Source organism: Henriciella mobilis, assembly GCF_003576315.1.
Classification (GTDB): Bacteria; Pseudomonadota; Alphaproteobacteria; order Caulobacterales; family Hyphomonadaceae; genus Henriciella; species Henriciella mobilis.
Window position 1 is genome coordinate 162,849 of record NZ_QWFZ01000006.1, and the last position, 19,002, is coordinate 181,850.

The window sequence follows — 19,002 nt, forward strand, 5'->3', positions numbered from 1 at the left end:
ACAAGAGGCCGCAGAATGCGTCAGGACGCATCGAGAATGCAGGAGGATTCCATGAAGACGTTCGATTGGCTTGCGGCTGGAACAGCTGCGTTGCTGCTGACGGCCTGTGCCAACCAGAAGACAGAAGGCCTGCCGCCTGCTGTCGCGCCGCCGCCGCCGATAGCCGCCGTGAGCGGGGCCGATATGGCCGCGATCGACGCCGCCATTGCCAGTCCCGACCGGCCGGAGACGGATGTCGAGCGCGACGAGATGCGCAAGCCGGCCGAAGTGATCGAATTCATGGCACTGCAACCCGGCGAGACCGTCCTCGAAATGGAAGCGGGTGGCGGCTATTTCACGGAAATCCTGTCCGGCTACCTCGGCGCCGACGGCAAGCTCTACATGCAGAATCCGGCCGCTTTTGACACCTTCCTCGGCGATTCCGCGACCATGCGCGCCGACCGGCTTTCGAATGTCGAATACATGAAGTCGGATTTCGACGAGCTGCCGCTGGACGATGGCGCCGTTGATGTCGTGACCTGGTTCCAGGGGCCGCATGAGCTCTGGTACACGCCCGAAAGCGGCGAGGCTCTGGTCGGCAATATCGATGCGACCTTCCCGGAAATCCTGCGCGTGCTGAAGCCGGGCGGAAGTTTTGTCGTTCTCGATCACCGTGCCTCGGCCGGGACGCCTGCGACTTCCGGCGGCGACACGCACCGGATCGACCCGCAGGTCGTCAAGGATATGGCCGAGGAGGCTGGTTTCGTGTTTGTGGCCGAAAGCGATCTCTTCGTGAACCCGGCCGATGACCTCGACGCCAACGTCTTCGACCCCAAGGTGCGCGGCATGACCGACCAGTTCCTGCTGAAGTTCGAGAAGCCGGAAGCGGCGCCGGAATAACACACGCCCGGCCCTACCGGCAGCGGCAAGTGACCGTCTCCGCTTGACGGCCCATGCGCGCTGGAGGAGACGAACGGCGATGAATACACCGGTCGAACAGATCCCTGCCACGCGGTCACGCAAGGCGCTCTGGCTCGGTCTCGCCTTTGGCGGGGCCGTCATCGCCCTGTTCATCCTCGGCAAGACCGGAGTGATCGGCTCGCTGGAAGCATTCATCGCCGAGATGCAGCAGCTGGCAGATACGCCCTGGGCGCTGCCGGCTGTGATTGCGCTCTTTGTCGGCGCGGCTTTCATCGGCATGCCGCAATTCGGACTGATCGGCGCAGCCGTTGTCGCGTTCGGGCCCGTCCATGGCGCGCTGTACTCATGGATTGCGACGCTGGCATCCGGCACGGTCACCTTTTGGTTGGGCCGGTTCAGCGGACAGGCGGCTGTGGCGCGGTTCTCTGGCGACCGGGCGAAGCGGTTTACCCAGTTCGTCAGCCGGAATGCCTTTGCGGCCAGCGCCATCGTGCGAAACGTGCCCACCGGCCCGTTCCTGATCGTGAACATGGCGTTCGGCGCCGTGCGGGCCAATTTCCTCGGTTACCTCGCGGGCATGGCGGTGGGGATCATTCCGAAGATCCTGCTCGTGACATTTGCCGGCCAGAGCTTGATGGCGGCCATGCGCGGTTCTCCGCTGATCGCAGCGGCCCTCGCCCTTGCGGCGGTGGCGGTTTTTGGCGGGCTTTGGCTGTATGCGCGCCGGCGGCGCCAGAATGGGAATTTTATTGCTGCAACGCAGTCCGAACCGGTTGACAGCGGCGCGGAGAAGACTGATTAGTCCCCTTATGCGCAAGAACTTGCCCCTCATCAGGCTAACAAGCCTTCTGCTTACCGGCCCCTGGCCGGTTGCCGCCGGAGATTGATGTCCGGCGCCTGGCCAGGGGAACCCATCAAGCCACGTACTCACGTACCCGTTCAAAGCGTTTCCAACAGGCCAGACCGATGAGTGATAAAGACCGGATCCTGATTTTCGATACAACCATGCGCGATGGCGAGCAGTCGCCCGGCGCGTCCATGACCCACAAGGAAAAGCTCGACCTCGCCGAAATTCTCGAGGCGATGGGCGTCGACATTATAGAGGCCGGCTTTCCGAACTCCTCACAGGGTGATTTCGAGGCTGTCAGCGAGATTGCGCGGCGCTCGAAGTCGGCCACGATCTGCGGTCTCTCCCGTGCGACGGAAAAGGATATCCAGCGGTGCGGCGATGCCGTGCGCCATGCCGCGCGTCCGCGTATCCATACCTTCATTTCGACCAGCCCGGTCCACATGAAGCACAAGCTCCAGATGGGCCCGAATGCCGTCCTCGAAGCAGTCGGCCATTCGGTCTCCTTTGCCCGCAACCTTGTCGATGATGTCGAATGGTCGCCCGAGGATGCCACGCGCACCGAATTCGACTTTCTGTGCAAGTGCATCGACGCTGCCATCACATCAGGCGCGACGACGATCAACGTGCCTGACACGGTCGGCTACATGCACCCGGAAGAGTATGGTGCCCTGATCCGCAGCCTGCGTGAAACGATCCCGAATTCCGACAAGGTCATCTGGTCGACCCACTGCCACAATGACCTTGGCCTGGCTGTCGCCAACTCGATTGCCGGGGCGCAGAATGGCGCGCGCCAGATCGAGTGCACGATCAACGGCCTTGGCGAACGGGCCGGCAATGCTGCGCTCGAGGAAGTCGTCATGGCGTTCAAGGTGCGCGGCGACTCGTTGCCCTTCGAGACCGGCATCGACACGACGCGCCTGGCCCGGGCCAGCCAGATGGTCAGCCGCATCACCGGTTTCCCGGTCCAGTACAACAAGGCCATCGTCGGCAAGAACGCCTTCGCCCATGAAAGCGGCATCCACCAGGATGGCATGCTGAAGAATACCGAGACCTACGAGATCATGAAGCCGGAAGATGTCGGCGTCTCGAAGTCCTCGCTGGTCATGGGCAAGCTGTCGGGCCGCAATGCCTTCCGCGACAAGCTGAAGATGCTGGGCTATGAGCTCGACCCCGATTCGCTGAATGAGGCTTTCCGCCGGTTCAAGGACCTTGCCGACAAGAAGAAACACGTCTTCGACGACGATATCCTGGCCCTGGTTGATGACCAGCTCTCGGCTATGGGTGAGCGAGTTGCTTTCCGCAGCCTGCGTGTGATCGCTGGCTCCGAAGGCCCGCAGACCGCGGATCTCAAGGTGCTGGTCGACGGCGAGGAAAAAACCGCCAGCTGCCAGGGCAACGGCCCGGTGGATGCTGTCTTCAACGCCATCCGCGCGATTGTGGATCACAAGGCCAAGCTCGATCTGTTCCAGGTTCACGCCGTGACCGGCGGTACCGATGCGCAGGCGGAAGTCAGCGTCCGGCTGAATGGCGAGGGCGTGATGGCTGTCGGGCGGGCCTCCGATCCCGATACGCTGGTCGCCAGCGCCAAGGCCTATATCCACGCGCTGAACAAGCTTGAAGCGCGCCGGCTGAAGCGGCTCGCCGCCTGACAGCGCGGGCCGTCCGGTTCGCAATGCGGGGCTGATGGCTCATATCAGAGTGACGAACAGTGAATATGGCGCGGGGTGATGCATGTCCCCCGTGCCTCAGGCCTTTTGCTGGCTTGAAGAAAGGATTTGAAATGACCCCACTTCGTATCACCGCCTTCGCGACGCTGCTTGCAATGTCGGCTGCGTGTGCCAGCGCGCCGGAGCCGGTCGTGCCGGCCGATCCCGTCGAGCGCGCCGAACTCAAGGTGAACGAATTGGAGGCGCGCCTGATGAAGGCGGAGAAAGACCTCGTTGCCGCACGCAAGGACGTCGATGAAGCGCGCGAGCGCGTGAAGAAGGCAGAGAACCGCCTGGCTGAGGCCAAGGGCGACGTCACCAAGGCGGAGACGAAAGTCCAGCAGGCGAAGAAGGCACTCGACAAGGCGCGGGTCGATCTGGATGACGAACTGCGCAAAACCGGCGTGACAGGATCCGCCGACAATTAGGGCCCGCGGCCGGGCAATCTCTTTACGAAGCGTGAAAACACCCGAATCAGGGAAAACGTTTCGTTTGCGAAATGAAAATGGCTTGCAGGACGGTCGGCCCCGGATCGCCCGTCATTGCTATGGTTTTGCGAAAAGGAACGAAGCGTTCCTTCTGTCAACAGTCTTTCTCTTGCGTTAAGAGTGTGGAAACGGCATTGGTGTATAGGGGCTGATCATGATCGGACACATGCGTGTGGCGAGATGGCTCGCCGCACCAGACAAAAAAGCGGCATAAACATGATCGGTAGCCTTCTCGGCATGCTTTCCACGGACATGGCCATTGACCTCGGGACAGCGAACACGCTCGTCTACGTCAAGGGCCAGGGCATCAAGCTCGATGAACCCTCCGTGGTTGCCTACATGAACCAGGGCGGCCGCAAGGTCGTCTATGCGGTCGGCAACCAGGCCAAGCAGATGCTCGGCAAGACGCCGCTGAACATGGAAGCCATCCGGCCCATGCGCGATGGTGTGATCGCGGACTTCGAAGTCGCCGAGGAGATGATCAAGCACTTCATCCGGAAAGTGCACAATCGCCGCGCCTTCGTTTCACCGCTGATCATCATCTGCGTGCCGAGTTCGGCCACCAACGTCGAGCGCCGCGCGATCCACCAGTCCGCGCTGGCCGCCGGTGCCCGCGAGGTACAGCTGATCGAAGAGCCGATGGCGGCCGCCATCGGGGCCGGCCTGCCGATCGAGGAGCCGGCCGGTTCGATGGTCGTCGATATCGGTGGCGGCACGACCGAGGTCGCCGTGCTGTCGCTGGGCGGTATCGTCTATTCGCGTTCGGTCCGTGTGGGCGGCGACAAGATGGACCACGCCATCATGAACTATCTGCGCAAGGCCAAGCAGATCATGATCGGCGAGATGTCGGCCGAACGCATCAAGAAGGAAATCGGCTCGGCCAAGGCGCCAGACAGTGGCGACGGGCTGACCGTGACGGTTCGCGGACGGGGTTCGACGGACGGCGTGCCGAACGAGGTTGAAGTCACCGAAGCGATGATGGCCGAAGCGCTGGCCGATCCGGTAGGCGAGATCGTCGAGGCGATCAAGCTGGCGCTGGAAGCCATGGCGCCGGAACTGGCGGCCGACATTGTCGACCGTGGTATCGTGCTCACAGGTGGTGGTGCCCTGTTGCGCAACCTGGACGTGGTGATCCGCGAGCAGGCCCAGCTGCCTGTCATGATCGCGGACGATCCGCTGAAATGCGTCGCAAACGGGTGTGGTTATGTGCTCGAGAACCTCGTGCGCATGAAGAACGTGCTGTCACCGGAAGTGTGACACCGCAGCCTGACTGAAATGGCAGTTGCGGAAACAGGCGGTTCACCTCAATCTTAGGAGAGTGGTCGGAGGCCAGAAGGGACGTCCATGGCCCGTATGCGAGGAAAACGACTGAAGGGGCGCCCTCTGCGGCGCTACGCCCTTTTTGTTGCCCTCGCCGGCCTGTTCGGCATCCTGCTGCTGCAGACCTCTCCGCGACTCAGATCCATGATCGATCCGGCCCGCACCGTTGCGGCCGACCAGCTGGCAAGCTCTGCCCGGCCGGGCCTCTGGGACAGGATTACCGGCACATCGGCCCGTGAGGCGCGGATCCGCGAACTCGAAGCCGAGGTGCGAGAGCTCACCCGCTACCGTCAGGTCGCGATTTCGATGGCAGCCCGCCTCGAAGCCTATGAGGACATGCTCAACATCATGGGCGAGCCGCCCGTGCGCGGCGTGACGGCGCGCATCACCTCGGAAACAAACGGTCCCTTCCGCGAAGCCATCCTCGTCAATGCCGGCGCGATGCAGGGCGTGGAAGAGGGCGCTTATGCAGAGAATGAGGGCGGCCTGGTCGGCCGCGTCGTGCAGCTCGGCGAACGCTCGGCCCGCGTCCTGCTGGTGACGGACTTCAACTCCCGGGTTCCGGTCATGGGTGAGGCGAGTGGCATGCGCGCCATCCTCTATGGTGACCGTGACGATCTCGGCTCGCTGACGGACCTGCCGGAAAAGGGTGACTTCATCCTCGGCGAGCGGGTCCTGACCTCTGGTGAGGGCGGCATTTTCCCGCGTGGGATCGTGGTGGGCGAAGTGGTCCGCCGCGGCGGCGACCAGCGCGTCATCTTCAGCATGAACCGCGCGCCCGGCGGGTTCGTCCGTCTTATGCCGTCGATGAAAATTCCCCGGCCGGAAGACTTCCCCGTGGAAGAACCGGCTGACGAGACCGAAACGGCCGCTTCGGATGAGACTGAAAGTGGCGCGAGCAATCCGGGAGCGCCGTAGGTGGCCAAGACGCGTAACGCCCCTGACAGCCGTTTCGCCGGGGTTGGCCGGCTCTGGCGGGAAGCCGGACCGACGACGCGCCTGTCGGTCGGGACCCTGCTTGTGCTGGCCATCGGCCTGATCGGCCTGACTCCCAAGAGCGTCTTCGGCACCGAACTGACCTGGCCTTATGCCGCGCTTGTAGCGGCTTTCGGCTGGGGCCGTAGCGGGCTTGCTTTCCGCCCTATGATCATTCTCGTCATCGTCGGCTTCGCACAGGATGTCAGTGCTTATGCGCCGCTTGGCTGCTTCGGTTTCATCAACCTGACGACCTTCGGGCTCAGCGCACTGGTGCACCGTTCCTTTGACAGGGAGCGCTCGCCCGTCATCACCACGCTGTCGCCGATCGTGATTTATGCCATCGGGTTTGCGCAGGTCTGGCTGTTTGCCAGCTTCAACAGCAATCACATCGTCCAGATCGCGCCGATCATGCAGACCTTTGTCATAACCTATATCCTTCATATCATCATCGCGCCGGTCTTCGATCTCGGCCGCCGCGCGAGTCCAATTCCGGGGAGCAGGGCATGAGCCTCCCGTCAGAACACGATACCGATGTCCGCCTCAGCCGGCGGATCGTCACCGCAGGTGTTGCCGGCGGCGTGCTGTTCTCCGGCCTGATTGCACGGCTGGCGCAGCTGCAGCTTCTGGAGGGCCAGAAATACCAGAAGATTGCCGATGAGAACGGCGTCAAGCTGGAGCTGGCCCCGCCGCTGCGTGGCAATATCGTCGACCGGTTCGGCCAGCCGCTGGCCTCACACCGGCAAGCCGGGCGCGTATCCATCGTCCGCGAGCAGACCCCCGATCTCGACGCTTCGCTGCGTGAGGTGGCCCGTCATATCGACCTGCCGCCCGAGCAGCAGGCCCGCATCGCCCGTCAGGCGCGCCAGCAGGCCTCCTTCCAGTCGACCATCGTCAAGAATGAGCTGTCCTATGAGGACTTCGCGCGCATGTCGTTGCTGGCAGCCGAGATCCCCGGTGTCCAGGTCGATATGGCAACGACGCGGTCCTATCCGCGCGGGCGCGATCTCGCGCATGTGCTGGGTTATGTCGCCAAGGCGAGCGCCGATGATCTGTCGCGGCTGACAGAGGGGGCAACGCCGGAGGAAGCGGAGCTCCTGCGCAAGCTTTTCCGCCACCCGGACATGCGGACCGGGCGTTCCGGCGTCGAGCGCTATGCCGAGGAGTGGCTGCGCGGCGAACCGGGCTTCCGCCGGCTGGAGACCAATGCGGCGGGCCGGGTTATCCGCGAACTCGACAGTGATGATCTCGCGCCCACGCCGGGCAAGGATATCGGCCTGACCATCGATGCCGAACTCCAGCGCGCAGCGATCGAACGCTTCGGCGATGAGAGCGGCGCGGCTGTCGTGCTCGACATCGAGACCGGTGCCATTCTCGCCTTCGTCTCGACGCCGGCCTTCGATCCGAACGATTTCGTGAACGGCATCTCGCACGCCGACTATAATGCCCTGCGCGAGAATGACCGCTCGCCGCTCTACCACAAGGCCTATGACGGCACCTATCCGCCGGGCTCGACCTTCAAGATGGTGGTGGCAACCGCAGCGCTCGAAGCCGGGATCAATCCGGAGATGCGGGTGCACTGCAACCGCTACTACCATTTCGGCAACCGCACCTGGCACTGCTGGAAGAAGGGCGGGCATGGCTCGGTCAACATGCACTGGGCGATCAAGGGCTCCTGCGACGTCTATTTCTACGAAATCGCGCGCCGCGTTGGCGTGGAGCACCTCGCTGACGTGTCCAAGCGGTTCGGCTTCGGCCAGACCTGGGAACTGGGCATGACAGGCGGGCGCTCGGGCACGGTGCCGAATGATGAGTGGAAACGCCGCGCGCTTGACGAGCCCTGGTATGAAGGCGAGACGCTGAACTACGGCATCGGCCAGGGTTACCTTTCCACAAGCCCGCTGCAGCTGGCGCTGATGTCGGCCCGGATCGCCGCGCGCGGCCGGCTGATCGAGCCTTACATCATTGGCGAGGGGCCACGCCCCGACAAGCCGATCCCTGACGCCGCCCCGCTGGACCCGGAGATGATGGACCGGATGAAGGCCGGCATGTACGGCGTGACATCCGAAGCGGGCGGGACGGCCTGGAGTTCCGGCGACCTCGGCCTGGGCGGTCCGCGCCTTGCTGGCAAGACCGGGACGGCCCAGGTGCGCCGCATCACCGAGGAAGAGCGCCGTACCGGCGTGCTCAAGGGCGACCAGATCGCGCGCAAGCTGCGCGACCATGCCCTGTTTGTCTGCTACGCCCCGGCCGATGATCCGAAATATGCCGCCGCCGTCGTGGTCGAGCACGGCGAAGGCGGCTCGAGTGCGGCAGCACCGGTCGCGCGCGATATCATGGCGACGGCCATCCGCCGCGACTCCCGCCGGGCCGCCCGCTGGCAGACGGCCAGCGCGCCATCCATCATTACCAGCCGGGGGAACCAGTAGTGGCCCGGGCCGCGCGTGCTTCAGGGATCCGGTTTGAGGACCGCACGCTGGCCCAGACGCTCGGCGCGCTGCCCTGGGGGCTGATCCTGATGCTGATCAGCATGGCGCTGATCGGCACGGCGGCGCTCTACAGCTCGACCTATACCAACCCCGCAGAAGCCGCCCTTCCGGCACGCCACGCCTTCCGCTTCTCGGTTGCGCTGGCCCTGATGTTCGTCATCGCGCTGGTACCGCTCAAGGTCTGGCTGCAGGCGGCCTGGCCCGCCTATTTCGTGACATTGGCCATGCTCTTCGGGGTCGAGTTTTTCGGCGTAACTGGCGGCGGCGCAACGCGCTGGCTGCCGCTGGGGCCGATCAATGTGCAGCCCTCAGAGTTCATGAAGCTCGCCCTGACACTGGCGCTGGCGCGTTACTATCACAACAATTTGCCCAATTCGAACGGGCGGTTCTTCATCCATCTCATGCCGCTCCTGATGATCTGCATCCCGGCGGCGCTGATCTTCAAGCAGCCGGATTTCGGCACCACGCTCGCCCTGTTCGCCTCCGGTGGCGTGCTGATCTATCTTGCCGGCCTCTACTATCGCGTGATTGCCGCCGTCGCCGTGACGGCGCTCGCCAGCATCTGGCCGGTCTACCAGTTCGTGCTGGAGGATTATCAGCGCGAGCGCGTCGACACCTTCCTGGCCCAGCTGACAGGGCAGGCGGTCAACACGCTCGACGATGGCTACCAGATCGAGCAGGCCAAGATCGCCATCGGCTCTGGCGGCTGGCAGGGACGCGGCTTCATGGAGGGCATCCAGGCGCAGCTCGACTACATCCCCGAACAGCATACCGACTTCATCCTGACCGTGATCGCCGAGGAGTTCGGCTTTCTCGGCGCGACGGGGCTGCTGCTGCTCTGGGTGATCATCCTGGTCTGGGGGCTGATTATCGCGCGCAGTTCCGCCAGCCTGTTCGGCCGGTTTGCGGCGGCCGGCTGTGTTGCGACGGTGGCCTTCTTCATCCTTTTCAACGTCGCCATGGTACTCGGGCTGGTCCCCGTGGTGGGCGTTCCGCTGCCGCTCATTTCCTATGGCGGTACGGTGATGTTCACGACGATGGCCTGTTTCGGAATCATCATGTCCGTGCATCTCGGCCGCGATGAGCGGCTGAGTTCGCAGGGGGTGATTTGACCTCTGCAGCGGTGCCGACGTTGACCTTTGTCCCGCGAAAGCTACTGTCCCGCGAAAATCATTCCATAAGGGGAGCAAAGTATGGAAATTGGCCGCAAGACTGAGACCTGGGGCTCGAAGTTTGGCTTCATCATGGCGGCCGTCGGCTCCTCGGTGGGGCTCGGCAATTTCTGGCGCTTTCCCTATACCGCTGGCGAGAATGGCGGCGGGGCGTTCATCGTTATCTATCTTCTCTGCGTCGCCTTTATCGGCCTGCCGCTCCTGATGGCGGAGTATTCGATGGGCCGGAAATCCGGCATGTCCGCGATCGAAGGTGTCCAGTCGCTGGCGCGCGCTGAAGGCAAGTCGCTGAACTGGGGCATTGTCGGCTGGGTCGGCACGATCACAGCGACTTTCATCCTCAGTTTCTACGTGGTGATTTCATCCTGGTTGATCGCTTTCACGCTGCAGGCGATGCAGGGCAAATTTACCGGCATGAACGCTGAGGCGTCTGGCCAGAATTTTGAAGATCTAATCGGCATCGGGGCCCACCCGATGGCGTCCAAATGGTACATCCTTGCGCTGCTCGCCCTGTTCCTTGCCGCCAATGTCTGGATCGTCGGCAGAGGTGTCAAAGGCGGGATCGAGCGCGCAGCGACTGTCCTCATGCCCGCCTTCTTCATCATGCTGGTCGTGGTGGTCGGCTTCGCAATCGCGAATGGTGATGCAGCTGCGGCGGCTGAATTCCTGCTGACGCCAAAGTGGGAAGATGTCGGCTTCAACACCTTCCTCGAAGCCATCGGCCAGGCCTTCTTCTCCATCGGTATCGGTGTCGGCCTGATGATCACTTATGGTGCCTATCTCTCTCGCGACACGAACATTCCGCGCGCCTCCGGCATCGTGGCGGGGTCTGATACGACGGTCGCGCTGATTGCAGGCTTTGCGATCTTCCCGATCGTGTTTGCCGCCGGTCTCGACCCGGCGGGCGGGCCGAGCCTGTTCTTTGTCTCGATGCCGGTTGCCTTCGGCTCGATCCCGGGGGGTGAGCTGATGGCGGTCGTCTTCTTCGGCCTCGCCCTGTTTGCGGCATTCACCTCGTCCATTTCCCTGATGGAGGTTTCGGTGTCATGGCTCGAGGAGCGTCAGGGCGTCACCCGGTTTGGCGCGGCGCTCGGCATGGGCGTGATCCTCTTCGTCGTCGGTGCAGCCTATGTCTTCTCGCTCGACTATCTCGACTTTGTCGACTTCCTGACAGGCAATCTCCTGCTGCCGCTCGGCGGACTGCTCGCGGTCATCTTTGCCGGCTGGATCCTGTCGCGCGACATGATGACGAGCGAAATCGGCGAAGGCACGATCATGAATGTCTGGCGCTTCCTGCTGCGCTGGCCCGTGCCGCTCTTCCTCGCCTTCATCCTGTTCTTCGGCTTTTTCGACAAGATCCAGCAGCAATACAATGTCCAGCTGCCGGGCTTCATGACAGCGCTGCTGGGCCCGAACAATGAGCTGCCGGCGGAATAGGCGAGGCCGGTCTTGCAGAAATGAAAAAGGGCGCCCAGCGAGGCGCCCTTTTTGATTGCGTCTGGTGCGCCGGCCTTACCCGAACAGCTTGCCGAATGTCCGCGTCGCGCGGATGAGCTGGTCGACGATGCTGCTGTCGAGGCTGGAATGGCCGGCATCGGGCACGATGTGCAAACTGGCGTCGGGCCAGACCTTGGTCAGCGCCCAGGCGGTTGCCAGCGGCGTGACCACGTCATAGCGCCCATGCACGATGATGCCGGGCACGCCTTGCAGCTTCTCCTTTGCCTTCTTCAACAGCCAGCCATCTTCCGGGAAGAAACCCTTGTTGACGAAGTAGTGGCATTCGATGCGCGCAAAGGCGTCGGCAAAACTGTCTTCCTCAAAACGCGCCGGGCGTGAGGACGGCCCCTGGATCGAGATCGTCTCACCTTCCCAGCAGGCCCAGGCCTTGGCGGCTTCGGTGCGGGCCTTGCGGTCCTCACCGGTCAGGCGGCGGTGGAAGGCGTGCAGCAGGTCGCCGCGTTCTTCCTCGGGGATGGGGGCGATGTAACGGTCATAGGCATCCGGGAAGAGGCGGCTTGCCCCGTCCTGGTAGAACCACTGGATCTCGGCTTCGGTGATCAGGAAGATCCCGCGCAGGATCAGGCCGTGGACGCGGTCTGTATGTTCGACGGCATAGGACAGGGCCAGCGTCGAACCCCATGAGCCGCCGAAGACAACCCACTTGTCGATGCCGAGCATCTCGCGGATCGCTTCCATGTCGCTGACCAGCGCCCAGGTGTCATTTTCCTCGAGTTCCGAATGCGGGGTCGATCGGCCGCAGCCGCGCTGGTCGAACAGGATAATCCGGAAAATGTCGGGATCGAAGAAGCGCCGCATTTCCGGGCTTGAGCCGCCGCCAGGGCCGCCATGAACGGCAATTACAGGCAAACCATTGGGATTGCCTGATTCCTCCCAATATATTTCATGTATATCAGAAACACGCATTCTGCCTGTTTTCCGGGCTTCCAAAGGCGGATAAAGCTTCAACATTCACTAACCTTATTCATGTCGTCTTCACTTTCTGCAGCTCCTATATCCGTCATAGTCATGAACGTGCTAGTGAGTTACTGTAAACCTTCTACCCACAGGGTGGAGCGAAACGGGGCAAGTCGACCGCATATGATGAAAACACTCGCATGCGCAGCAATGCTCACTCTTTCCGGGTGCGCGACCGTATCGATGGTTTCCCAGGATGCCCTGGTCGAAAGTGAGCAGACAGTCGAGAGCTCAGCGCTGGCCGAATCGGCAAAGGCGTTCAACACGCGCGCCGAAGCGCAGGGCTGGATTGGCGAGCCACGCGGCCTGATGGATTTCGCCAAAGTCCTGTTTGGCGGCGAGAATGGCGATACCGATACCAAGTCCGGCACCTATGCCGACCGGATTTCCGCATCCGAAGGTGAGCCGGCCGAAGTGTACGAAACGATTTCGTCGGATACCGCATCCGCGCGCCGGGCTTTCACCGAAGTCGGCGATCTCGCGCAGACCCTGCTTGATGAGGGTGATGTGACGCGCAGTGATCTGATCAATTTCGAAACCGCGCTGGTTACAGCGCAGAAATGCTATCGCGGCTTTTCCGAAGCCGTCGGTCTCGTGGCCGCACGCGACCGCAGCGGCCTGGATGAGACCGAGACAGCGCTGAGTGCCTTTGCGGCCGAAATCGACACTGCGCGCAAGACGGCCGACAAGCTGGCCGATGCCTATGCCAGCGACAGCGAGCCAACCGAGGACGCTGCCGCCAGCTAGCCAGGAAGGCCGCCGCGCCGCGGCCTAGTCATCCAGCGCTGAGAACCATTCATCCATCAGGATGTCGACGAGTTGCTCGGTGCGTGCCCGCACGTCTTCCGGCGTCCAGGTATTGCGATGGCGCAGGTCTTCGGTCAGCGCGAAGACCCGGGCGCCGCTTTCGAAGAAAATCCGTTTCTTTTCCCGGAAATCCAGCCGGTCGGCCTGGTGATTGATGCGCTGGGGCACGATCACGAAATTGCCGAGCGTCTCGCACAGCTCGCGCTGGACCTGGGTGCGAGGCCAGGTGGCATGCCAGTAGGACTCTTCCGGCACCGAGCGCGGGAGCACATGCTCGACGGTGGCATCGTCCTCCAGCGTGATCATCTCGCCATTCTCAAGGGCGGCGTTTGTCCTGAGCGCCATGGCGCGGCGCTGCCCGAAAGTGGCGAAGCGGCCGGTCATGCGCTCGCGGACCTTTTTCTGCTCATCCTTGGCAAAGCGCAGCGGGCTGCTCCGGTCGAAGAGTGGCTTGTCACCCTGGATCAGCTGGGTGAGCTTCTGGTAGCGCTTCTGGCGCGCACTGGCGGTGGTGAAGTGCAGCATCATCGCATAGGCCAGCCGCTCCAGCATCTGGAAGAATTTAAGCGCCTGCTCGCCATCGTCGGGATGCTTGTAGAGATAGGCAACCGCCGGGACCTGCCACAGGCGGTGGTCGAGCAGCCGCAAATGGTTGAGCGGCGCCCGGATGGCTTCAGTGAGCGGTCCGAAATCCGGATCGCCTTTCAGGACGATGCGATACGCCTCGACATAGCGCGGCAGCTCGTCATCGACAAAAGTTCGTGAGTCGACCTTCGACAGCACGACCTTGGCGAAGACATTGGCCGTCTTGCCTTTGGTGTTGCGGCCATAGAGCTGGCGGATGATGTTGAGCAGGTCGTCCAGGCCGCCGCCGCCGAGCTTGGCTTCATGCTCCAGCCATTCGCGCGCATAGCGGCTCGCTTCGGCCTGGTCGAAATTGGCGTGCTGCAGGATTTCCGTCTTCACGATGTCATGGCTGTTGGGGGCCTTGCCGCGCGTATTGAGCACGCGGAACACCTCATAGCCGCCATCCCAGTCCGGCACGCCGACGCGGACCAGCACGACCCGGTCGCGGATGGTCTCGAACAGCGTCCGCCGGGTGGCCTCGCCCAACTCCTCCAGCTCCTCGTGAAGGAAGGCGAGGTTCTTCTGCATCACCTCATGGTTGGACTCGTCGGAGGCGATGAGGTCGCGGCGCAGCGTCGCGCCCTCGGCCTGAATGGCTTCACGGAAGAAGGGGTTGTCGACATCATTCAACGTCAGGCGCCAGGCGGCGCCTTCGCCCAGCATGGAGCGGTCGGAATCGCCGATCAGGGCGTGGATTTCGGCCTTGCGGACGGGATCGGTTTCCAGGTCGCGCATCATGGCCAGGATCATGGTCAGCGTGGTGAGGCGCTGCTGGCCGTCGACGACCTGGTAGGTGTTGTCTTCCATGCGCACGAGCACGATCGCGCCGATGAAGTGATAGCGGCCATTCTCGGTCGCGTTGAGAAGATCGTCCAGCAGTTCGCGGACTTCATTCTCTTCCCAGGAATAGCTGCGCTGGTAAGGCGGCATCTTCAGCTGGCTGCCGGGCGAGAGAATGTCGGACAGGGCGCATTCTCGCGCCCGGATACCCGAGTCCGACCTTGGCGTTTCCGATCCCATTGAATTCCTCGTTGGACTTTCTAGACGTATGCGCCATTCACTAGACCTGCTGACCGGCCGAATACACTCTTTGTTCGGATGATTTCAGGCAGGTGTGTCAGGAGGGCAACGCAAACATGAAGTGGCTGAACTTTGAAATTGACGGCGTATTGCATTGTGGTGCGTTGGAAAACGGGCAGGTTGCACCTCTGCAGCAGGGCTGCCTGAGCCAGGTTCTACCGGACCTGGACAGCAAAAAAACATCAGTCCGCACGGAAGACGCCGTTGCCATTTCGGATGTGACGCTTCGCCAGCCGGTCATCCGGCCCGGCAAGATTCTCGGGATCGGTCTCAACTACGCCGCGCATGCCGCCGAGAGCGTCAGCATCATCCGCCGCGACCAACAGAAAGCCCAGATCTGGTTCAACAAGCAGTCGACGGCGGCGAACGGGCCGGGCGGGGCGATCCACCTGCCGCGCGTTTCGGAACAGCTCGATTACGAGGCTGAACTCGTCGTCATCATCGGCAAGACCGGCCGGCATGTCCCGGCGGAGCGGGCCATGGAGATCGTCGCCGGGTTCGCCTGCGGCAACGATATCTCGGTGCGGGACTGGCAGCGCGCCAGCCAGACCATGATGATGGGCAAGGGGTTCGACACGCATGCCCCGTTCGGCCCGTGTCTTGTCACTCCCGATGAAGTTGGTGACCTCGCCGGGCTCGCCATTCGCGGCTACGTCAATGACGAGCTTCGCCAGGAGGGTGTTCTCGGCGACATGATCGCCTCGGTGCCTGAGCAGATCGCCCACCTGACCACGGCGTTCACACTGGAGCCAGGCGATGTGATCTTCACCGGGACGCCGGCGGGCGTCGGCGCCGGGCACACACCGCCAAAATGGCTGAAGGCCGGGGACCGACTGCGCGTGGATATCGAAAATGTCGGCATACTTGAGAACACCGTAGTCGATGAACCGGAGACCGCGCGTCTTGGTTAGGGGCGTGGCCGGTCTGGCCGTAGCGCTTTGGCTGGCGGCCTGCTCCGGCAGCACTGGGCCGGACCCGCTGGAGTCCGAACCGCCGCCGCGCCCGGCCATATCGCCGGCAGATTTTGCGCTGGTACCCTGCGGTACAGGGAGTGGGCGCCCCTGCGCGCTGGTCCTTGCGGGTGGCAAGCGCCTGATGTTTGGCGCGCCGGCCGGCGCAGGCAGCCAGGCTGAACCGGATGATCTTGCTGGCCTCGACGCGCTGTTCCTGTTTTCCGTCCACCCGCTCGATATTGAAGGCGTCGACGAGATCCGTAATCGGGGCTGGCGGGCCGGGCGGGCAGACGCGCTCGCCGTCGCCGGGCCGGAGGGTGCCGGCGCGCTGGTTGATGGCCTCAACGCAGCCTATGAGCAGCCCGATGCCATCAGCTTCATCGAGGATGGTGCACCGGCTGGCGGTTTCGACGCCGCGCTGCTGTCGCATGGCGGTGACGTCACGCAGGACGCGCTCATCTATGACAGCGGAGACCTGAAGGTGCGCGCCACCGCCAGTGGTACCGGACAGGTCACTTACCGTATCCGCTATCGCGACCTGGATGAGGCCTGGCACGATGTCGTGCTGCGCCCGTGCGGCGGTGGCCCGGCTGGCGAGGATGCGAGTGGGGCACGCGTTCAGGATAGCCTCGTGATTGGCTGTACAGACGAAGACGCCGGCGCGCCAGACCATGCCTGGCCGCTGGATCGCGTTATCTTTGCGACAAGATCAGACCGCTGAAAAAAGCAACGGGGTCCCGCAATGAAGCGGAACCCCGGTCTCCCCCGAGACGCCCCCGTCCGGCCAAGTAGGCCGCGGACTTCCAGGCGGCGGGTCTTGCGCCATTTCTATCGGTGATCGGGCCCAAGTCAAACGGGTTGTACCGGCAATCTGCGCCCGTTCGCGAAAGTGTGTCATGTAAGTCACGCTGTGGATGCAACTGCCTGCAACATTGGCAACGAGCCCAAATCAGGCCTAATGCTACGAATTCGTTAACTCTTGGCAGGCATTTGTTAAGGTTCAGCGAATGACGGGGCTGACTGAATTATGATTGGCGTACTGTTCATCTTCTATATGGCGCTTGGTACGGCGCTCGGCCTGGGCCTGTACACCTATCTGGGTGTCGGGATCCCTCTGGCTGTCGGCCTTGGCGCCGTCCTGACCGTCGTCCTCGGCCAGCTGCACCTGCTGATCGCGCACGTCTCCAAGACTGCGGAAACTGATGAGAAGCTGGAACGGATCGAGCGCGCCAATGCCGCCACGCGTGAGCGCATGGACATGGTCGAGGCGCGCACCGAAAGCGTCGAATCGACCCTGAAGCATGAACTGACCGAGCGCCGCGATGCGCTGGTCAGCGAGATGCGCCAGCTGGAAGGGCTGATCGACCGCCTGTCGAAGAGTTTCGAATCGAAGCTCGACGAAACCGTCGACAAGAGCGAGATGCGCCCGCAGGAAGATGCGGTGCTGCGCACGGTGAAAGCCGCCCTCCAGGATGGCCGCGTCGACCTGCACCTGCAGCCCATCGTGTCGCTGCCCCAGCGCCGGGTTGCCTTCTATGAAGGCTTCACGCGCCTGCGCCGCCCGGACGGCTCACTGATCCTGCCAGCCGAATTCCTCGATGCGGCCCGCCGGGCCCGCCTGATGGGCGTCATCGACAACATGCTCCTCTTCCGCTGCGTGCAGATCGTGCGCCGCCTGTCGGAGCGGGACCGCCGCGTCGGTGTGTTCTGCAACATTTCGGCGAACTCGCTGACCGACCCGCATTTCTTCCCGCAATTCCTCGAATTCATGCGGGAAAACCGCGACCTGGCCGGGGCGCTGATCTTCGAAATCCCGGCGGACCGCTTCGAGAATCGCTCGCGGGAAATGCGCGAGGGCATGGAAAAGCTGACCGCGCTCGGCTTCCGCTTCTCGATCGATCATGCCACCGATCTCGGTCTCGATCTGCCACGGCTGCAGGATGCCGGGGTCCGCTTCGTCAAGATGAATGGCGGCGAGCTGATCGACCAGCTGCGTAACCCGTCCGGCCCGCGCCCGATCTCCAACGTGCAGCGCTCGGTCGATGGCGAGGAGGTCTCCGCTGTGTGCTCGCGCTTTGGCGTAACGCTCATCGCCGAGAAGCTGGAAGAAGAGGTCAGCGTCGTCGAAATCCTTGAATTCGATATCCCCTATGGTCAGGGACATGTCTTCGGCGCGCCGAAGCCGATCAAGTCCTCCCTGATGGAAGCCACAGCCCCGCCGGCCGAGTTCATCGCCAAGCTGGGGGCTTTCGGCTGATGCAGGCGGTGTTTGACCGCACCGGTGCGCCCCAGTACTGAGCGGCCATGACACGACCTGAGCATCCCGCCGGCCTCGCCGCTATCGCGCATGATTACGACACGATCCTCTGTGATGTCTGGGGTGTGATCCACAATGGCCGGCGCGCCTTTGACGACGCCTGCGAGGCCCTGGCGAAATTCCGGGCGGGGGGCGGCACGGTCGTTCTGATCACCAACGCGCCGGTGCCCAAGGCGCAGGTCGTCTCCTACTTCAAACCCATCGGTGTGCCGGACGACTGCTTCGACGATTGCGTCTCCTCCGGCGATGCGACGCGGGCGGAGCTCTCGCGGCGCCGCCACGAAAAGATCTGGCGCCTCGGCGTCGATGCCGGCTGGGAACGCGACCAGTTTCTCTACAAGGGCCTAGACCTCGATTTCGTCGAGCCGGACGAAGCCGACACGCTGCTCTGTATCGGCCTGCGCGACCAGGTGAATGACGATCCGGAAGACTATCGCGCGCTGCTAAAGCAGGGTGTCGACCGGGACCTGCCGATGATCTGCGCCAATCCCGACATCAAGGTGCGCATCGGGGACCAGCTTGTCTGGTGCGCCGGCGCGCTCGCGGCCATCTATGAGGAAGAGGGCGGGCGCGTCATCTATCCGGGCAAGCCGCATCCGACGATCTACAACCTCGCCATCGAGCGCGCGTCGGAGATACGCGGCGAGAAACCGGCACGGGTCCTGTGCATCGGCGACAGTCCTGGCACAGACATGAGAGGCGCCGCCCGGCAAGGCTATGATGCGCTCTATGTCGGGACGGGGCTGGCCGAACATGGTGATGATTTCGAGGAAGAACTCGCCACCCTGCTTGACCAATATGAAACCAGTGCGCGATACGCATTGCCCGCCTTGAGGTGGTGAC

At 63.0% G+C, this 19,002-nt stretch carries 17 protein-coding genes; 15 read left to right on the forward strand and 2 right to left on the reverse strand.

Annotated elements, in window-relative coordinates:
• The first annotated feature begins 51 nt into the window (after positions 1–51).
• The 10 genes from D1227_RS05830 (at position 52) to D1227_RS05875 (ending at position 11,337) form a co-directional block, all read left to right on the forward strand.
• Positions 52–879: a class I SAM-dependent methyltransferase gene (locus D1227_RS05830; RefSeq protein WP_158586577.1), complete on the forward strand. Its 828-nt coding sequence runs from the start codon at positions 52–54 to the stop codon at positions 877–879.
• 79 nt (positions 880–958) lie between these two features.
• Entirely contained in the window at positions 959–1,702 is a 744-nt protein-coding gene (locus tag D1227_RS05835) for a TVP38/TMEM64 family protein (protein WP_119404170.1), read from the forward strand.
• Between the two features lie 164 nt (positions 1,703–1,866).
• Positions 1,867–3,399 carry a 2-isopropylmalate synthase gene (locus tag D1227_RS05840; protein ID WP_119374643.1) on the forward strand — a complete coding sequence of 511 codons (1,533 nt, stop codon included), beginning with the start codon at positions 1,867–1,869 and terminating at the stop codon, positions 3,397–3,399.
• Between the two features lie 131 nt (positions 3,400–3,530).
• The gene (locus D1227_RS05845) at positions 3,531–3,884 is read left to right on the forward strand and encodes a hypothetical protein (protein ID WP_158586578.1); all 354 of its coding nucleotides are present in this window, start codon (positions 3,531–3,533) and stop codon (positions 3,882–3,884) included.
• Positions 3,885–4,160: 276 nt separating this feature from the next.
• Entirely contained in the window at positions 4,161–5,201 is a 1,041-nt protein-coding gene (locus D1227_RS05850; protein WP_119374645.1) for a rod shape-determining protein, read from the forward strand.
• An 87-nt stretch (positions 5,202–5,288) separates the two neighbouring features.
• Complete coding sequence (mreC, locus tag D1227_RS05855; protein WP_119374646.1) at positions 5,289–6,182, forward strand: rod shape-determining protein MreC; 894 nt, start codon at positions 5,289–5,291, stop codon at positions 6,180–6,182.
• A complete protein-coding gene (locus D1227_RS05860) occupies positions 6,183–6,749 on the forward strand; it encodes a hypothetical protein (protein ID WP_119404172.1) in 567 nt (188 codons plus the stop codon).
• Positions 6,746–8,668: a penicillin-binding protein 2 gene (gene mrdA / locus D1227_RS05865; protein ID WP_119404173.1), complete on the forward strand. Its 1,923-nt coding sequence runs from the start codon at positions 6,746–6,748 to the stop codon at positions 8,666–8,668. Before D1227_RS05860 ends, mrdA begins: the two co-directional genes overlap by 4 nt.
• Entirely contained in the window at positions 8,668–9,840 is a 1,173-nt protein-coding gene (gene rodA / locus D1227_RS05870) for a rod shape-determining protein RodA (RefSeq protein WP_119374649.1), read from the forward strand. The genes mrdA and rodA overlap by 1 nt, the downstream gene beginning before the upstream one ends.
• An 81-nt stretch (positions 9,841–9,921) precedes the next feature.
• A complete protein-coding gene (locus tag D1227_RS05875) occupies positions 9,922–11,337 on the forward strand; it encodes a sodium-dependent transporter (protein ID WP_119404174.1) in 1,416 nt (471 codons plus the stop codon).
• A 75-nt stretch (positions 11,338–11,412) separates the two neighbouring features.
• Here D1227_RS05875 and pip read toward each other — a convergent pair whose 3' ends face one another.
• Positions 11,413–12,324, reverse strand: coding sequence for a prolyl aminopeptidase (pip, locus tag D1227_RS05880; protein WP_233349786.1), 912 nt, complete (start codon positions 12,322–12,324; stop codon positions 11,413–11,415).
• 234 nt (positions 12,325–12,558) lie between these two features.
• Here pip and D1227_RS05885 point away from each other — a divergent pair, with 234 nt between their 5' ends.
• The gene (locus D1227_RS05885; RefSeq protein ID WP_119374652.1) at positions 12,559–13,122 is read left to right on the forward strand and encodes a hypothetical protein; all 564 of its coding nucleotides are present in this window, start codon (positions 12,559–12,561) and stop codon (positions 13,120–13,122) included.
• 24 nt (positions 13,123–13,146) lie between these two features.
• On the opposite strand, the gene D1227_RS05890 is transcribed toward D1227_RS05885, so the two are convergent.
• Positions 13,147–14,829, reverse strand: coding sequence for a DUF262 domain-containing protein (locus tag D1227_RS05890; RefSeq protein WP_119404176.1), 1,683 nt, complete (start codon positions 14,827–14,829; stop codon positions 13,147–13,149).
• A gap of 116 nt (positions 14,830–14,945) precedes the next feature.
• Between D1227_RS05890 and D1227_RS05895 the strand changes: the two genes are divergently transcribed.
• The 4 genes from D1227_RS05895 to D1227_RS05910 all read left to right on the forward strand — a co-directional run bounded on the left by D1227_RS05895 (position 14,946) and on the right by D1227_RS05910 (position 19,001).
• Positions 14,946–15,800, forward strand: a complete 855-nt coding sequence (locus D1227_RS05895) for a fumarylacetoacetate hydrolase family protein (RefSeq protein WP_119404177.1) — start codon at positions 14,946–14,948, stop codon at positions 15,798–15,800.
• Positions 15,793–16,563, forward strand: a complete 771-nt coding sequence (locus tag D1227_RS05900) for a hypothetical protein (protein ID WP_158586579.1) — start codon at positions 15,793–15,795, stop codon at positions 16,561–16,563. The genes D1227_RS05895 and D1227_RS05900 overlap by 8 nt, the downstream gene beginning before the upstream one ends.
• 306 nt (positions 16,564–16,869) lie before the next feature.
• Positions 16,870–18,099 carry an EAL domain-containing protein gene (locus D1227_RS05905; protein WP_119404179.1) on the forward strand — a complete coding sequence of 410 codons (1,230 nt, stop codon included), beginning with the start codon at positions 16,870–16,872 and terminating at the stop codon, positions 18,097–18,099.
• Between the two features lie 47 nt (positions 18,100–18,146).
• Complete coding sequence (locus D1227_RS05910; protein ID WP_119374657.1) at positions 18,147–19,001, forward strand: TIGR01459 family HAD-type hydrolase; 855 nt, start codon at positions 18,147–18,149, stop codon at positions 18,999–19,001.
• Position 19,002 lies beyond the last annotated feature (1 nt).

Excerpts from the sequence above, each read along its gene's own strand:
- D1227_RS05830 (WP_158586577.1), top strand. The coding sequence starts at position 52 with ATGAAGACGTTCGATTGGCTTGCGGCTGGAACAGCTGCGTTGCTGCTG.
- D1227_RS05835 (WP_119404170.1), top strand. The coding sequence starts at position 959 with ATGAATACACCGGTCGAACAGATCCCTGCCACGCGGTCACGCAAGGCG.
- D1227_RS05840 (WP_119374643.1), top strand. The coding sequence starts at position 1,867 with ATGAGTGATAAAGACCGGATCCTGATTTTCGATACAACCATGCGCGAT.
- D1227_RS05845 (WP_158586578.1), top strand. The coding sequence starts at position 3,531 with ATGACCCCACTTCGTATCACCGCCTTCGCGACGCTGCTTGCAATGTCG.
- D1227_RS05850 (WP_119374645.1), top strand. The coding sequence starts at position 4,161 with ATGATCGGTAGCCTTCTCGGCATGCTTTCCACGGACATGGCCATTGAC.
- mreC (WP_119374646.1), top strand. The coding sequence starts at position 5,289 with ATGGCCCGTATGCGAGGAAAACGACTGAAGGGGCGCCCTCTGCGGCGC.
- mrdA (WP_119404173.1), top strand. The coding sequence starts at position 6,746 with ATGAGCCTCCCGTCAGAACACGATACCGATGTCCGCCTCAGCCGGCGG.
- D1227_RS05875 (WP_119404174.1), top strand. The coding sequence starts at position 9,922 with ATGGAAATTGGCCGCAAGACTGAGACCTGGGGCTCGAAGTTTGGCTTC.
- pip (WP_233349786.1), bottom strand. The coding sequence starts at position 12,324 with ATGCGTGTTTCTGATATACATGAAATATATTGGGAGGAATCAGGCAAT.
- D1227_RS05885 (WP_119374652.1), top strand. The coding sequence starts at position 12,559 with ATGGTTTCCCAGGATGCCCTGGTCGAAAGTGAGCAGACAGTCGAGAGC.
- D1227_RS05890 (WP_119404176.1), bottom strand. The coding sequence starts at position 14,829 with ATGGGATCGGAAACGCCAAGGTCGGACTCGGGTATCCGGGCGCGAGAA.
- D1227_RS05895 (WP_119404177.1), top strand. The coding sequence starts at position 14,946 with ATGAAGTGGCTGAACTTTGAAATTGACGGCGTATTGCATTGTGGTGCG.
- D1227_RS05905 (WP_119404179.1), top strand. The coding sequence starts at position 16,870 with ATGATTGGCGTACTGTTCATCTTCTATATGGCGCTTGGTACGGCGCTC.
- D1227_RS05910 (WP_119374657.1), top strand. The coding sequence starts at position 18,147 with ATGACACGACCTGAGCATCCCGCCGGCCTCGCCGCTATCGCGCATGAT.